This window comes from Bacillus vallismortis (genome assembly GCF_004116955.1).
Classification (GTDB): domain Bacteria; phylum Bacillota; class Bacilli; order Bacillales; family Bacillaceae; genus Bacillus; species Bacillus vallismortis.
The window spans coordinates 3,447,538-3,463,066 of record NZ_CP026362.1 but is presented as its reverse complement, the minus strand read 5'-3'; the positions used below and the strand labels follow the sequence as shown (position 1 = coordinate 3,463,066).

14 protein-coding genes and 1 other annotated feature are annotated in these 15,529 nt (G+C 42.9%); all 14 genes read left to right on the top strand.

Features of this window, described 5'->3' with window-relative positions; genetic code table 11:
* Window positions 1-53 precede the first annotated feature (53 nt).
* The 14 genes from rpmG (at window position 54) to fusA (ending at window position 15,461) form a co-directional block, all read left to right on the top strand.
* The gene (rpmG, locus tag BV11031_RS18320) at window positions 54-203 is read left to right on the top strand and encodes a 50S ribosomal protein L33 (protein ID WP_003156421.1); all 150 of its coding nucleotides are present in this window, start codon (window positions 54-56) and stop codon (window positions 201-203) included.
* A 32-nt stretch (window positions 204-235) separates the two neighbouring features.
* Window positions 236-415, top strand: coding sequence for a preprotein translocase subunit SecE (gene secE / locus BV11031_RS18315; RefSeq protein WP_010327716.1), 180 nt, complete (start codon window positions 236-238; stop codon window positions 413-415).
* A 176-nt stretch (window positions 416-591) separates the two neighbouring features.
* On the top strand, window positions 592-1,125 hold the full coding sequence (gene nusG / locus BV11031_RS18310) for a transcription termination/antitermination protein NusG (protein ID WP_010327717.1): 534 nt from the start codon (window positions 592-594) through the stop codon (window positions 1,123-1,125).
* A 167-nt stretch (window positions 1,126-1,292) separates the two neighbouring features.
* Window positions 1,293-1,718, top strand: a complete 426-nt coding sequence (gene rplK, locus BV11031_RS18305) for a 50S ribosomal protein L11 (protein WP_003156430.1) — start codon at window positions 1,293-1,295, stop codon at window positions 1,716-1,718.
* A gap of 94 nt (window positions 1,719-1,812) precedes the next feature.
* The gene (rplA, locus tag BV11031_RS18300) at window positions 1,813-2,511 is read left to right on the top strand and encodes a 50S ribosomal protein L1 (protein WP_010327718.1); all 699 of its coding nucleotides are present in this window, start codon (window positions 1,813-1,815) and stop codon (window positions 2,509-2,511) included.
* Window positions 2,512-2,556: 45 nt separating this feature from the next.
* Window positions 2,557-2,697 (top strand) — a sequence feature (ribosomal protein L10 leader region).
* Window positions 2,698-2,762: 65 nt separating this feature from the next.
* Window positions 2,763-3,263, top strand: a complete 501-nt coding sequence (gene rplJ, locus BV11031_RS18295) for a 50S ribosomal protein L10 (RefSeq protein WP_010327719.1) — start codon at window positions 2,763-2,765, stop codon at window positions 3,261-3,263.
* Between the two features lie 45 nt (window positions 3,264-3,308).
* Window positions 3,309-3,680 (top strand): 50S ribosomal protein L7/L12, encoded by a 372-nt coding sequence (gene rplL, locus BV11031_RS18290; protein WP_003156436.1) that lies wholly within the window; start codon window positions 3,309-3,311, stop codon window positions 3,678-3,680.
* An 89-nt stretch (window positions 3,681-3,769) separates the two neighbouring features.
* A complete protein-coding gene (locus tag BV11031_RS18285) occupies window positions 3,770-4,375 on the top strand; it encodes a class I SAM-dependent methyltransferase (protein ID WP_010327720.1) in 606 nt (201 codons plus the stop codon).
* Window positions 4,376-4,620: 245 nt separating this feature from the next.
* A complete protein-coding gene (gene rpoB, locus BV11031_RS18280) occupies window positions 4,621-8,202 on the top strand; it encodes a DNA-directed RNA polymerase subunit beta (protein WP_039076386.1) in 3,582 nt (1,193 codons plus the stop codon).
* Between the two features lie 61 nt (window positions 8,203-8,263).
* A complete protein-coding gene (gene rpoC, locus BV11031_RS18275; RefSeq protein ID WP_039076387.1) occupies window positions 8,264-11,863 on the top strand; it encodes a DNA-directed RNA polymerase subunit beta' in 3,600 nt (1,199 codons plus the stop codon).
* Between the two features lie 177 nt (window positions 11,864-12,040).
* The gene (locus tag BV11031_RS18270; protein ID WP_039076388.1) at window positions 12,041-12,289 is read left to right on the top strand and encodes a 50S ribosomal protein L7ae-like protein; all 249 of its coding nucleotides are present in this window, start codon (window positions 12,041-12,043) and stop codon (window positions 12,287-12,289) included.
* A gap of 113 nt (window positions 12,290-12,402) precedes the next feature.
* Window positions 12,403-12,819: a 30S ribosomal protein S12 gene (rpsL, locus tag BV11031_RS18265; protein WP_003156445.1), complete on the top strand. Its 417-nt coding sequence runs from the start codon at window positions 12,403-12,405 to the stop codon at window positions 12,817-12,819.
* Window positions 12,820-12,860: 41 nt separating this feature from the next.
* Window positions 12,861-13,331 carry a 30S ribosomal protein S7 gene (rpsG, locus tag BV11031_RS18260; RefSeq protein WP_003156447.1) on the top strand — a complete coding sequence of 157 codons (471 nt, stop codon included), beginning with the start codon at window positions 12,861-12,863 and terminating at the stop codon, window positions 13,329-13,331.
* Window positions 13,332-13,382: 51 nt separating this feature from the next.
* On the top strand, window positions 13,383-15,461 hold the full coding sequence (gene fusA / locus BV11031_RS18255; RefSeq protein WP_039076389.1) for an elongation factor G: 2,079 nt from the start codon (window positions 13,383-13,385) through the stop codon (window positions 15,459-15,461).
* Window positions 15,462-15,529: the final 68 nt, after the last annotated feature.

Here is a 15,529-nt window from a genome sequence, read left to right as displayed (position 1 = left end):
ATATGTTACTAACGATAAGAACTAATGTCTATTTAGGAAAAAGGTGTAATGACATGAGAAAAAAGATTACGCTAGCATGCAAGACATGCGGAAACCGTAATTATACGACAATGAAGAGCTCTGCATCAGCGGCTGAGCGATTAGAAGTAAAGAAATACTGCAGTACTTGCAATTCACATACAGCTCATCTTGAAACAAAATAGTTTTTCGCTTTTAAATTGTGGAGGTCTTTTACATGCGTATTATGAGATTCTTTAAAGATGTTGGGAAAGAAATGAAAAAGGTAAGCTGGCCTAAAGGAAAAGAGTTAACGCGTTATACCATTACGGTAATTTCAACAGTTATCTTTTTTATTATCTTTTTTGCCCTCCTTGACACAGGAATTTCTCAATTAATTCGTTTAATAGTTGAATAATGATCAGCAATACGTGCTATAATAGATCATAATATCACTTGCCAAAACCCGTTCAGCGGGTTTTTTATTGTGGCTTAAAATGAAAGTTATCATAGGCTTGCCGCCTATTTTTGAGCGTTATGGTAATTCACTAAAACCAAATGCGGGGAGGGAAGGACTGGACAGTCCTGAAGAGAATGGAAAAGAATTGGTATGTTGTTCACACGTACTCTGGTTACGAGAATAAAGTAAAAGCCAACTTGGAAAAACGTGTTGAATCAATGGGGATGCAAGATAAAATTTTCCGTGTAGTCGTACCTGAAGAAGAAGAAACAGATATCAAAAACGGCAAGAAAAAAGTTGTGAAAAAGAAAGTATTCCCTGGTTATGTGCTTGTTGAAATTGTAATGACAGACGACTCTTGGTATGTTGTCCGCAACACGCCGGGCGTTACTGGTTTCGTAGGATCTGCCGGCTCTGGTTCAAAACCGACGGCGCTTCTCCCGGGCGAAGCAGAAACCATTCTGAAGAGAATGGGCATGGACGAACGCAAAACGGACATTGACTTTGAACTGAAAGAGACAGTAAAAGTAATAGACGGGCCTTTTGCTAACTTTACTGGATCAATTGAAGAGATTGATTATGATAAAAACAAGGTCAAAGTTTTCGTTAATATGTTCGGCCGCGAAACGCCGGTTGAGCTGGAATTTACCCAAATCGATAAATTGTAATGTGAAAAAACTTGAAATTGCTATATATAAATGATAATATAGCAAAGGTACGTCTTGGACTTATCCAAGGCAACTAGCTTGATATTTCGTCATTCATATAAAGAATGAAACCTTGAGTGGGAGGGTTTACCCTATTACCACATCACGGACTTAAGGAGGTGTGTCTCGTGGCTAAAAAAGTAGTTAAAGTTGTAAAATTGCAAATTCCTGCTGGAAAAGCTAACCCAGCACCACCAGTTGGACCTGCACTTGGTCAAGCCGGTGTTAACATCATGGGATTCTGTAAGGAGTTTAACGCTCGTACAGCTGACCAAGCTGGTTTAATCATTCCTGTTGAAATTTCGGTTTACGAAGACCGTTCATTTACATTTATTACAAAAACTCCACCTGCTGCAGTATTGCTTAAAAAAGCAGCTGGAATTGAGTCTGGTTCTGGTGAACCAAACCGTAATAAAGTGGCAACCGTTAAGCGCGATAAAGTACGCGAAATCGCTGAAACAAAAATGCCTGACTTAAACGCAGCAGACGTTGAAGCGGCAATGCGCATGGTTGAAGGTACTGCCCGCAGTATGGGTATTGTAATCGAGGATTAATTTGTTTCTTGTCGGGTTGCGAGTTTTAACAAGTTCGCAACCCTTATTCGTGGGAGGTTATTCCGCTATAACCACATAAGGAGGAAATTTTAAAATGGCTAAAAAAGGTAAAAAGTACGCTGAAGCTGCTAAGCTTGTAGATCGTTCAAAAGCTTACGACGTTTCTGAAGCAGTAGCTCTCGTTAAAAAAACAAACACAGCTAAATTCGACGCTACAGTTGAAGTGGCTTTCCGTCTAGGGGTCGACCCTCGTAAAAACGACCAGCAAATCCGTGGAGCAGTTGTTCTTCCAAACGGAACTGGTAAAACTCAGCGCGTTCTCGTTTTCGCAAAAGGCGAAAAAGCGAAAGAAGCTGAAGCTGCTGGTGCAGATTTCGTTGGCGATACTGACTACATCAACAAAATTCAACAAGGTTGGTTCGATTTCGATGTAATCGTAGCTACACCTGACATGATGGGTGAAGTTGGTAAAATCGGTCGTGTGCTTGGACCAAAAGGTTTAATGCCAAACCCTAAAACTGGAACAGTTACTTTCGAAGTTGAAAAAGCAATTGGCGAAATCAAAGCTGGTAAAGTTGAATACCGTGTTGATAAAGCTGGAAACATTCATGTTCCTATCGGTAAAGTTTCTTTCGAGGATGAAAAACTTGTTGAGAACTTCACAACTATGTACGATACAATCCTGAAAGCAAAACCTGCTGCAGCAAAAGGCGTTTACGTGAAAAATGTTGCCGTTACTTCTACTATGGGACCTGGTGTCAAAGTAGACTCTTCAACTTTTAACGTAAAATAATATTGACACGACATCAACATTCTGATATGATTCAAAATGTTGTAAAATAGAATATCATTTATACCGCAGACAGTAGGGGCCTGACGGCTTAATTATCCTACCGAGGTGTATATTATCACAGCTATTACGTTACGTATGCTTGTATATACAGCCTCCATGTCTCATGGAGGCTTTTTATATGGAATCCGTCGTCTCGGTCGTGATCACCTAACGGTATAAGTGTTACACAAGAATCTACAGGAGGTGTAACCATGAGCAGCGCAATTGAAACAAAAAAAGTTGTTGTTGAAGAAATTGCTTCTAAACTGAAAGAAAGTAAATCAACGATCATCGTTGACTATCGCGGACTTAGCGTTTCTGAAGTAACAGAACTTCGTAAACAGCTTCGCGAAGCTAACGTTGAGTTCAAAGTTTACAAAAATACGATGACTCGCCGTGCAGTTGAACAAGCTGAGCTTAATGGTTTGAATGATTTCTTAACTGGACCGAACGCGATCGCATTCAGCACTGAAGATGTTGTCGCTCCGGCTAAAGTTCTTAATGAGTTCGCTAAAAACCACGAAGCTCTTGAAATCAAAGCTGGCGTTATCGAAGGTAAAGTCTCTACTGTTGAAGAAGTGAAAGCTCTTGCTGAACTTCCATCACGCGATGGCTTGCTTTCTATGTTGCTTAGCGTACTTCAAGCTCCAGTTCGCAACTTTGCTCTTGCTGCAAAAGCTGTGGCAGAACAAAAAGAAGAACAAGGCGCTTAATCTAATCAGTTTTTCATAAATTAAAACAAAATGGAGGAATTACAAATGGCTTTAAATATCGAAGAAATCATTGCTTCCGTTAAAGAAGCGACTGTACTTGAATTGAACGACCTAGTAAAAGCAATCGAAGAAGAATTTGGCGTAACTGCTGCTGCTCCTGTAGCTGTAGCTGGCGGAGCTGCTGCTGGCGGAGCTGCTGAAGAGCAAAGCGAATTCGACCTTATCCTTGCTGGTGCAGGATCTCAAAAAATCAAAGTTATCAAAGTTGTACGTGAAATCACTGGTCTTGGCTTGAAAGAAGCTAAAGAACTTGTTGACAACACTCCAAAACCACTTAAAGAAGGTATTGCTAAAGAAGAAGCTGAAGAGCTTAAAGCTAAACTTGAAGAAGTTGGCGCTTCTGTAGAAGTTAAGTAATCTTCACTTACCTGTAGAGGGAGCTCGCTTTTATGAGGCGGGCTTTTTCTTTGCCATTCTTTATGCCATAACAAAGGGAGGTTCTAATAATGAGTGAGCACTATTATTCAGATAAACCTTCAGTGAAAAGCAACAAGCAAACCTGGTCTTTTAGGCTTCGTAATAAAGATTTCACGTTTACCAGCGACAGCGGGGTTTTTTCTAAAAAGGAAGTTGATTTCGGCTCCCGTCTGCTGATTGATTCTTTTGAAGAGCCTGAAGTTGAGGGCGGCATTCTGGATGTTGGCTGTGGATATGGCCCGATTGGTTTATCGATAGCCAGCGCCTTTAAAGACCGGACCATCCACATGATTGATGTTAATGAGAGAGCCGTAGAGTTATCAAATGAAAATGCGGAACAAAACGGAATAACAAACGTTAAGATTTATCAGAGTGATTTGTTTTCGAACGTTGATTCTGCTCAAACATTTGCTTCTATTCTTACAAATCCCCCAATCCGAGCCGGAAAAAAAGTTGTCCATGCTATCTTTGAGAAAAGCGCTGAACACTTAAAAACTTCAGGTGAGTTGTGGATCGTCATACAGAAAAAACAAGGCGCGCCTTCTGCCATTGAAAAGCTCGAGGAACTGTTCGATGAAGTTTCTGTCGTTCAAAAAAAGAAAGGCTATTATATCATAAAAGCAAAAAAAGTTTGACTCGGTATTTTAGCTATGTTAATATTATAAAATGCCAATGTATATATTTTGCTTGATATGATCTATTGTCAATATCTATGTATAAATTATACAAGTATGGAAATGCTAATAAAATCGGTATTTGTTTTTGGATGTGGTTTTCTTAATTAGAAACCCTTTTTTCTTTTGTCTTGTAAAAGTATTTTCTTTCTTTGAAGGAAATGCTTATTACACATATAATACGCATGATTTGAGGGGTGAATCAGTTGACAGGTCAACTAGTTCAGTATGGACGACACCGCCAGCGCAGAAGCTATGCTCGCATTAGCGAAGTGTTAGAATTACCAAATCTCATTGAAATTCAAACCTCTTCTTATCAGTGGTTTCTTGATGAGGGTCTTAGAGAGATGTTTCAAGACATATCGCCAATTGAGGATTTCACTGGTAACCTCTCTCTTGAGTTCATTGATTATAGTTTAGGCGATCCTAAATATCCTGTAGAGGAATCAAAAGAACGTGATGTGACTTACTCAGCTCCGCTAAGAGTGAAGGTTCGTTTAATTAACAAAGAAACTGGAGAGGTAAAAGACCAAGATGTCTTCATGGGTGATTTCCCGATTATGACAGATACAGGTACTTTTATCATTAATGGTGCGGAACGCGTAATCGTTTCTCAGCTTGTTCGGTCTCCAAGTGTATATTTCAGTGGTAAAGTAGACAAAAACGGTAAAAAAGGTTTTACCGCAACTGTCATTCCAAACCGTGGCGCATGGTTAGAATACGAAACTGATGCGAAAGATGTTGTTTATGTCCGCATTGATCGCACACGTAAGTTGCCGGTTACGGTTCTTTTGCGTGCTCTCGGCTTCGGTTCCGATCAAGAGATTCTTGATCTCGTAGGAGAAAATGAATATCTGCGAAATACGCTTGATAAAGATAACACAGAAAATAGCGACAAAGCGTTGCTTGAAATTTACGAACGTCTCCGTCCTGGAGAGCCGCCTACAGTAGAAAATGCGAAAAGCTTGCTTGATTCTCGTTTCTTTGATCCGAAACGATACGATCTTGCCAATGTAGGACGCTATAAAATTAATAAAAAACTTCATATCAAGAATCGCCTCTTTAATCAGAGACTTGCAGAAACGCTTGTTGATCCTGAAACAGGAGAAATCCTGGCTGAAAAAGGCCAGATCCTTGATAGAAGAACACTTGATAAAGTACTGCCATACTTAGAAAACGGAATCGGTTTCAGAAAGCTGTATCCGAATGGCGGCGTTGTTGAAGATGAAGTAACTCTTCAATCGATTAAAATCTTTGCTCCGACTGATCAAGAAGGAGAACAGGTTATTAATGTAATCGGAAATGCTTACACCGAAGAAGAGATTAAAAACATTACGCCTGCTGATATTATTTCTTCTATCAGCTACTTCTTCAACCTGCTGCACGGGGTAGGCGACACAGATGATATCGATCATCTTGGAAACCGCCGTTTACGTTCTGTAGGTGAGCTTCTCCAGAACCAATTCCGTATCGGTTTAAGCCGTATGGAGCGTGTGGTTCGTGAGAGAATGTCAATTCAAGATACGAATACAATTACACCTCAGCAGCTGATCAATATTCGTCCTGTTATTGCGTCCATTAAAGAGTTCTTTGGAAGCTCTCAGCTTTCTCAATTCATGGACCAGACGAACCCGCTAGCTGAATTAACGCATAAGCGCCGTCTGTCAGCATTAGGACCGGGCGGATTGACACGTGAGCGTGCCGGAATGGAAGTGCGTGACGTTCACTACTCCCACTATGGCCGTATGTGTCCGATCGAAACGCCTGAGGGTCCGAACATCGGTTTGATCAACTCACTTTCATCTTATGCAAAAGTAAACCGTTTTGGCTTTATCGAAACACCATATCGCCGTGTTGACCCTGAAACAGGGAAGGTAACGGGCAGAATCGATTACTTAACTGCTGATGAAGAGGATAACTATGTTGTCGCTCAAGCGAACGCTCGTCTTGATGACGATGGCTCATTTATTGATGACAGCATCGTAGCCCGTTTCCGAGGGGAAAACACCGTTGTTTCCAGAAACCGTGTGGACTACATGGATGTATCACCTAAACAGGTTGTTTCTGCTGCGACAGCATGTATCCCGTTCCTGGAAAACGATGACTCCAACCGTGCCCTAATGGGAGCGAACATGCAGCGTCAGGCTGTGCCTTTGATGCAGCCGGAAGCGCCATTCGTTGGAACTGGTATGGAATACGTATCAGGTAAAGACTCTGGGGCCGCTGTTATTTGTAAACACCCTGGTATCGTTGAACGCGTAGAAGCGAAAAACGTTTGGGTTCGCCGTTATGAAGAAGTAGACGGTCAAAAGGTAAAAGGAAACCTGGATAAATACAGCATGCTGAAATTTGTCCGCTCCAACCAAGGTACTTGCTACAACCAGCGCCCGATCGTAAGTGTCGGCGATGAAGTGGTAAAAGGAGAAATCCTTGCTGACGGTCCTTCTATGGAGCTTGGTGAACTTGCGCTTGGCCGTAACGTAATGGTCGGCTTCATGACATGGGATGGTTACAACTATGAGGATGCCATCATCATGAGTGAACGCCTTGTGAAGGATGATGTTTATACATCTATCCACATTGAAGAATATGAATCAGAAGCACGCGATACGAAACTTGGACCTGAAGAAATCACTCGCGATATTCCAAACGTCGGTGAAGATGCGCTTCGCAATCTTGATGACCGCGGAATCATTCGTATTGGGGCAGAAGTGAAAGACGGAGATCTTCTTGTTGGTAAAGTAACGCCTAAAGGTGTAACAGAACTGACTGCTGAAGAACGCCTGCTTCACGCCATCTTTGGTGAAAAGGCCCGCGAGGTTCGTGATACTTCTCTTCGTGTGCCTCACGGCGGCGGCGGAATTATCCACGACGTTAAAGTCTTCAACCGTGAAGACGGAGATGAACTTCCTCCAGGCGTTAACCAATTGGTACGTGTGTATATCGTTCAGAAACGTAAGATTTCTGAAGGGGATAAAATGGCCGGTCGTCACGGTAACAAAGGTGTTATCTCTAAGATTCTTCCTGAAGAGGATATGCCTTACCTTCCTGACGGTACACCAATTGATATCATGCTTAACCCGCTGGGCGTACCATCACGTATGAACATCGGGCAGGTACTGGAGCTTCACATGGGGATGGCCGCTCGTTATCTCGGCATCCACATTGCGTCACCGGTATTTGACGGTGCGCGTGAAGAGGATGTTTGGGAAACACTTGAAGAAGCCGGTATGTCTCGCGACGCCAAAACCGTTCTTTACGATGGGCGTAGCGGAGAGCCGTTTGATAACCGTGTGTCTGTCGGTATCATGTATATGATTAAACTGGCCCACATGGTTGATGATAAACTTCATGCGCGTTCTACAGGTCCTTACTCACTTGTTACGCAGCAGCCTCTCGGCGGTAAAGCGCAATTTGGCGGACAGCGTTTTGGTGAGATGGAGGTTTGGGCACTTGAAGCTTACGGTGCGGCTTACACTCTTCAAGAGATTCTGACTGTTAAGTCTGATGACGTGGTCGGACGTGTGAAAACATACGAAGCCATCGTTAAAGGCGACAACGTTCCTGAACCAGGTGTTCCGGAATCATTCAAAGTATTAATCAAAGAACTTCAAAGCTTAGGTATGGATGTGAAAATCCTTTCCGGTGATGAAGAAGAAATAGAAATGAGAGATTTAGAAGACGAAGAAGATGCGAAACAAGCTGACGGCCTGGCATTATCAGGTGATGAAGAGCCGGAGGAAACAGCATCAGCAGACGTTGAACGAGATGTAGTAACAAAAGAATAATCTCTAGTTATAAAGGCAAGTGACATCGGTTAATCCGAAGATAAAAAGGGAGGTAGGCCCCTTGCTAGATGTGAACAATTTTGAGTATATGAACATCGGTCTTGCTTCACCGGATAAAATCCGTTCATGGTCTTTTGGTGAAGTGAAAAAGCCTGAAACGATAAACTATCGTACGTTAAAACCTGAAAAGGACGGTCTATTCTGCGAACGCATTTTCGGACCGACTAAAGACTGGGAATGTCATTGCGGGAAGTACAAGCGAGTTCGTTATAAAGGCGTAGTTTGTGACCGCTGCGGAGTCGAAGTAACACGGGCTAAAGTCCGTCGTGAGAGAATGGGGCACATTGAACTGGCTGCCCCAGTTTCCCACATTTGGTATTTCAAAGGTATTCCAAGCCGTATGGGTCTTGTGCTGGATATGTCACCTCGTGCTTTAGAAGAAGTCATTTACTTTGCTTCTTACGTTGTAACTGACCCGGCAAATACACCGCTTGAAAAGAAACAGCTTCTGTCTGAGAAAGAATACCGTGCTTATCTCGATAAATACGGTAATAAATTCCAAGCGTCTATGGGTGCAGAGGCGATTCATAAACTTCTTCAAGATATTGATCTTGTAAAAGAAGTAGATATGTTAAAAGAAGAGCTGAAAACTTCACAAGGACAACGCCGTACTCGTGCGATCAAGCGCCTTGAAGTTTTAGAAGCCTTCCGTAACTCAGGTAACAAGCCTTCTTGGATGATCCTTGATGTGCTTCCTGTTATCCCTCCTGAGCTTAGACCGATGGTTCAGCTTGATGGCGGACGTTTTGCGACTTCTGATTTGAACGATCTTTATCGTCGTGTCATCAACCGTAACAATCGTTTGAAACGCCTTTTGGACCTTGGTGCGCCTAGCATTATTGTTCAAAATGAGAAGCGTATGCTTCAAGAGGCTGTCGATGCCTTAATTGACAACGGCCGCCGCGGACGTCCTGTGACAGGTCCTGGTAACAGGCCATTAAAATCTCTTTCTCACATGCTGAAAGGGAAGCAAGGCCGTTTCCGTCAAAACCTTCTTGGTAAACGTGTCGATTACTCTGGACGTTCTGTAATCGTTGTTGGCCCTCATTTGAAAATGTACCAATGCGGATTACCGAAGGAAATGGCGCTTGAACTTTTCAAACCTTTCGTTATGAAAGAGCTTGTTGAAAAAGGTCTTGCTCACAACATTAAGAGTGCGAAACGCAAAATTGAGCGCGTACAGCCTGAAGTGTGGGATGTACTAGAGTCAGTTATCAAGGAGCATCCGGTACTTCTGAACCGTGCCCCTACGCTTCACAGATTAGGTATCCAAGCGTTTGAACCAACACTTGTTGAAGGACGCGCGATCCGTCTTCATCCGCTCGTATGTACAGCTTATAACGCTGACTTTGATGGTGACCAAATGGCAGTTCACGTACCATTATCTGCAGAAGCTCAAGCTGAAGCACGCATCTTGATGCTTGCCGCTCAGAACATCTTGAACCCTAAAGATGGTAAACCGGTTGTAACACCGTCTCAGGATATGGTACTGGGTAACTATTACCTGACACTTGAGCGTGCCGGTGCTGTCGGTGAAGGTATGGTTTTCAAAAATACAGACGAGGCGCTGCTCGCTTATCAAAATGGATATGTACACCTTCATACGAGAGTAGCTGTTGCAGCCAACTCCCTTAAGAATGTGACATTTACAGAAGAACAGCGCTCAAAATTGTTAATTACAACTGTCGGTAAGCTTGTCTTCAATGAAATTCTTCCGGAATCATTCCCTTACATGAATGAACCGACGAAGAGCAACATTGAAGAAAAAACACCTGACCGTTTCTTCTTAGAAAAAGGTGCCGATGTTAAAGCTGCCATTGCAGAGCAGCCAATCAATGCACCGTTTAAAAAAGGTATTCTCGGTAAAATCATCGCGGAAATCTTTAAACGATTCCATATCACGGAAACGTCTAAAATGCTTGACCGCATGAAAAACCTAGGCTTTAGATACTCTACAAAAGCTGGTATTACAGTTGGGGTTTCTGACATCGTCGTTCTCGATGATAAGCAAGAAATTCTTGAAGAAGCACAAGGCAAAGTTGATAACGTCTTGAAGCAATTCCGACGTGGTCTAATCACTGAAGAAGAACGCTATGAGAGAGTTATTTCTATCTGGAGTGCTGCGAAAGACGTTATCCAGGGCAAACTGATGCAATCACTGGATGAGCTTAACCCGATCTACATGATGAGTGACTCTGGTGCCCGTGGTAACGCGTCTAACTTTACACAGCTTGCCGGAATGCGCGGTCTGATGGCCAACCCGGCTGGACGTATCATTGAGTTGCCGATCAAATCAAGTTTCCGTGAAGGTCTGACGGTATTGGAGTACTTTATCTCCACTCACGGTGCGCGTAAAGGTCTTGCCGATACCGCACTTAAAACCGCTGACTCAGGTTACCTTACACGTCGACTCGTTGACGTTGCACAGGATGTTATCATCCGTGAAACGGATTGTGGAACTGACCGAGGCATCCTCGCTCAGCCCCTTAAAGAAGGAACTGAAACAATTGAGCGCTTAGAAGAACGCTTAATCGGCCGTTTTGCACGAAAACAAGTAAAGCACCCTGAAACAGGTGAAGTACTTATCAATGAAAACGAACTGATCGATGAAGATAAAGCATTAGAGATTGTAGAAGCCGGCATTGAAGAAGTGTGGATCCGTTCTGCCTTCACATGCAATACGCCTCATGGTGTATGTAAACGATGCTATGGCCGAAATCTTGCAACTGGCTCTGATGTTGAAGTCGGCGAGGCTGTCGGTATCATTGCTGCCCAATCAATCGGTGAGCCTGGTACACAGTTAACAATGCGTACATTCCATACAGGCGGGGTTGCCGGAGACGATATCACACAGGGTCTTCCGCGTATCCAAGAGCTATTCGAAGCGCGTAATCCGAAAGGTCAGGCAACAATTACAGAAATCGACGGTACAGTCGTTGAGATCAATGAAGTTCGTGATAAACAACAGGAAATTGTGGTTCAAGGCGCAGTGGAAACACGTTCATATACGGCACCTTATAACTCCCGCTTGAAAGTAGCGGAAGGAGACAAAATTACTCGAGGCCAAGTGCTGACAGAGGGTTCAATCGATCCGAAAGAGCTTCTGAAAGTGACTGACCTGACGACTGTTCAAGAGTATCTTCTCCATGAGGTTCAAAAGGTTTACCGTATGCAGGGTGTTGAAATCGGTGATAAACACGTAGAAGTTATGGTTCGCCAGATGCTTCGCAAAGTCCGCGTGATTGACGCCGGTGACACTGATGTGCTTCCAGGCACATTGCTTGATATTCACCAATTTACTGAAGCGAACAAAAAGGTACTACTTGAAGGCAATCGTCCTGCTACAGGCCGTCCTGTCTTACTCGGTATTACAAAAGCTTCTCTTGAAACTGATTCATTCTTATCTGCTGCCTCCTTCCAGGAAACAACACGTGTTCTTACAGATGCAGCGATCAAAGGTAAGCGTGATGAGCTTCTCGGCTTGAAAGAGAATGTAATCATCGGTAAGCTTGTTCCGGCTGGTACTGGTATGATGAAATACCGTAAAGTAAAACCAGTTTCAAATGTTCAGCCGACTGATGACATGGTTCCGGTTGAATAACTGATTTAAGCTGCTGAAAGACTGTCAAAACAGTCTTTCAGCAGATATATTTAATAAAATATTACGCTATGAGAAGAACGAAACTAAAAAATGTCATACCATGTTGACAATCGTCTCCTAGAATGATAATATAACCAAGGTGCTCGAAATAAACCTGTTACTTTGGAGGATATGTTCATGTCTTATGATAAAGTATCACAGGCCAAATCAATTATTATTGGTACGAAGCAAACAGTGAAAGCTCTAAAACGAGGTTCAGTAAAGGAAGTAGTCGTTGCAAAAGATGCAGATCCAGTGCTCACGACAAGTGTTGTTTCACTTGCGGAAGATCAAGGTATCTCTGTCTTAATGGTTGAATCCATGAAAAAGCTCGGCAAAGCCTGCGGAATTGAAGTAGGAGCAGCCGCTGTTGCCATTATTTTATAGCGTACTTTTGTTTTTGCGTAAGATTTCATCTTGTGTAAAGACATTGTTTTTTGCCTTTTAATGAACCACCTGGGTATGTGGGTTATAAAACGTAATGAAGGGAGGAAAAAATAATGCCTACAATTAATCAGCTAATTCGCAAAGGACGCGTGAGTAAAGTAGAAAACTCAAAGTCTCCTGCACTTAACAAAGGATACAACAGCTTTAAAAAAGAGCACACTAACGTATCTTCTCCACAAAAACGCGGGGTATGTACTCGTGTTGGTACAATGACACCGAAAAAACCGAACTCAGCACTTCGTAAATATGCTCGTGTTCGTTTGACTAACGGAATCGAGGTTACGGCTTACATTCCTGGTATCGGTCACAACCTGCAAGAGCACAGCGTTGTACTCATCCGTGGCGGACGTGTAAAAGACTTACCAGGGGTACGTTACCACATCGTTCGTGGTGCGCTTGACACTGCTGGAGTAGAAAACCGTGCGCAAGGCCGTTCTAAATACGGAACTAAACGCCCTAAAGCAAAATAATAAACATAAAAACGTAAAATTAATGAAGGGAGGATATTCAGATGCCACGTAAAGGTCCTGTAGCAAAAAGAGATGTTTTACCTGATCCGCTTTATAATTCTAAGCTTGTATCACGTCTAATCAACAAAATGATGATCGATGGTAAAAAAGGTAAGTCTCAAACAATCCTATACAAGTCATTCGATATCATTAAAGAACGTACTGGCAATGATGCAATGGAGGTTTTCGAACAAGCATTGAAAAACATCATGCCTGTACTTGAAGTTAAAGCACGCCGTGTGGGTGGTGCAAACTACCAAGTTCCTGTAGAAGTTCGTCCTGAACGTCGTACTACTCTCGGACTTCGCTGGTTAGTAAACTATGCTCGTCTTCGTGGAGAAAAAACGATGGAAGAGCGTTTGGCTAACGAAATCCTTGACGCAGCTAACAATACTGGTGCTGCTGTTAAGAAACGCGAAGATACTCATAAGATGGCTGAAGCAAACAAAGCATTTGCTCACTATCGCTGGTAGGATTTATATACTAAAAACACAATTTCCTAATAAGGAAGGAGAAATTACCCAATGGCAAGAGAGTTCTCCTTAGATAAAACTCGTAATATCGGGATCATGGCTCACATTGATGCCGGTAAAACGACTACTACAGAACGTATCTTGTTCTACACAGGCCGTATCCACAAAATTGGCGAAACTCATGAAGGAGCTTCCCAAATGGACTGGATGGAGCAGGAACAAGAACGCGGTATCACAATCACATCCGCTGCGACAACAGCACAGTGGAAAGGATACCGCGTAAACATCATCGATACTCCAGGACACGTAGACTTCACAGTTGAAGTTGAACGTTCTCTTCGTGTACTTGATGGTGCGGTTGCCGTGCTTGATGCACAATCAGGCGTTGAGCCTCAAACAGAAACAGTATGGCGCCAAGCAACAACTTACGGAGTACCGCGTGTCGTATTTGTCAACAAAATGGACAAAATCGGCGCAGACTTCCTTTACTCTGTAGGCACTTTAAGAGACCGTCTTCAAGCTAACGCCCATGCAATCCAATTGCCAATCGGTGCTGAAGACAACTTCGAAGGTATCATCGACCTTGTAGAAAACGTTGCGTATTTCTACGAAGATGATCTTGGAACTCGTTCTGATGCGAAAGAAATCCCTGAAGAGTACAAAGAACAAGCTGAAGAGCATCGCAACAGCTTAATTGAAGCTGTCGCTGAGCTTGATGAAGAGCTTATGGAAAAGTACCTCGAAGGTGAAGAAATCACAATCGACGAGCTGAAAGCTGCAATCCGTAAAGGAACTTTGAATGTTGAATTCTACCCAGTACTTGTCGGTTCTGCTTTCAAAAACAAAGGTGTTCAGCTTGTACTTGATGCGGTTCTTGACTACCTTCCTGCACCAACTGATGTTGCTGCAATCAAAGGTGTACGTCCGGATACGGATGAAGAGATTGTTCGTCATTCTTCTGATGAAGAACCATTCTCTGCACTTGCATTTAAAGTAATGACTGACCCTTATGTTGGTAAGCTGACGTTCTTCCGTGTGTACTCTGGAACGCTCGATTCCGGTTCATACGTGAAAAACTCAACAAAAGGCAAGCGTGAGCGTGTCGGACGTATCCTGCAAATGCATGCCAACAGCCGTGAAGAGATCGCTACTGTTTACGCAGGAGATATTGCAGCTGCTGTAGGTCTAAAAGATACATCTACTGGAGATACTCTATGTGACGAAAAGGATCTTGTAATCCTTGAATCAATGGAATTCCCAGAGCCGGTTATCGATGTTGCGATTGAGCCTAAATCAAAAGCTGACCAAGATAAAATGGGTATCGCTTTAGCGAAACTTGCTGAAGAAGATCCTACATTCCGTACTCAAACAAATCCGGAAACTGGTCAGACGATCATCTCTGGTATGGGTGAACTTCACCTTGATATCATTGTTGACCGTATGAAGCGTGAATTCAAAGTAGAAGCTAACGTAGGTGCTCCTCAAGTTGCGTACCGTGAAACATTCCGTTCAGGTGCAAAAGTTGAAGGTAAATTCGTACGTCAATCTGGTGGACGCGGTCAGTTCGGACACGTTTGGATTGAATTCGAACCAAACGAAGAAGGCGCTGGATTTGAATTCGAAAACGCAATCGTCGGTGGTGTTGTTCCTCGTGAATACATCCCAGCCGTACAAGCAGGTCTTGAAGACTCTCTTGAAAATGGTGTCTTAGCAGGTTTCCCTCTAATTGACATCAAGGCAAAACTTTTTGATGGTTCTTACCATGATGTTGACTCAAACGAAATGGCGTTTAAAGTCGCTGCTTCAATGGCATTGAAAAATGCAGTCAGCAAATGTAACCCTGTTCTTCTTGAACCAATTATGAAAGTTGAAGTTGTTATTCCTGAAGAATACATGGGAGACATCATGGGTGATGTTACTTCTCGTCGCGGACGTGTAGAAGGTATGGAAGCTCGCGGTAACGCACAAGTTGTTCGCGCGATGGTTCCTCTTGCTGAAATGTTCGGTTACGCTACTGCTCTTCGTTCTAATACGCAAGGTCGCGGTACGTTCACTATGTTCATGGATCACTACGAAGAAGTGCCGAAGAGCATTGCTGAAGAAATTATCAAAAAAAATAAAGGCGAATAATTGATTTTGCCTCTTAACTCAAGTATAACTACTATTGTAAGATGAGGAAGTGAAAGCTTTCTTTCACT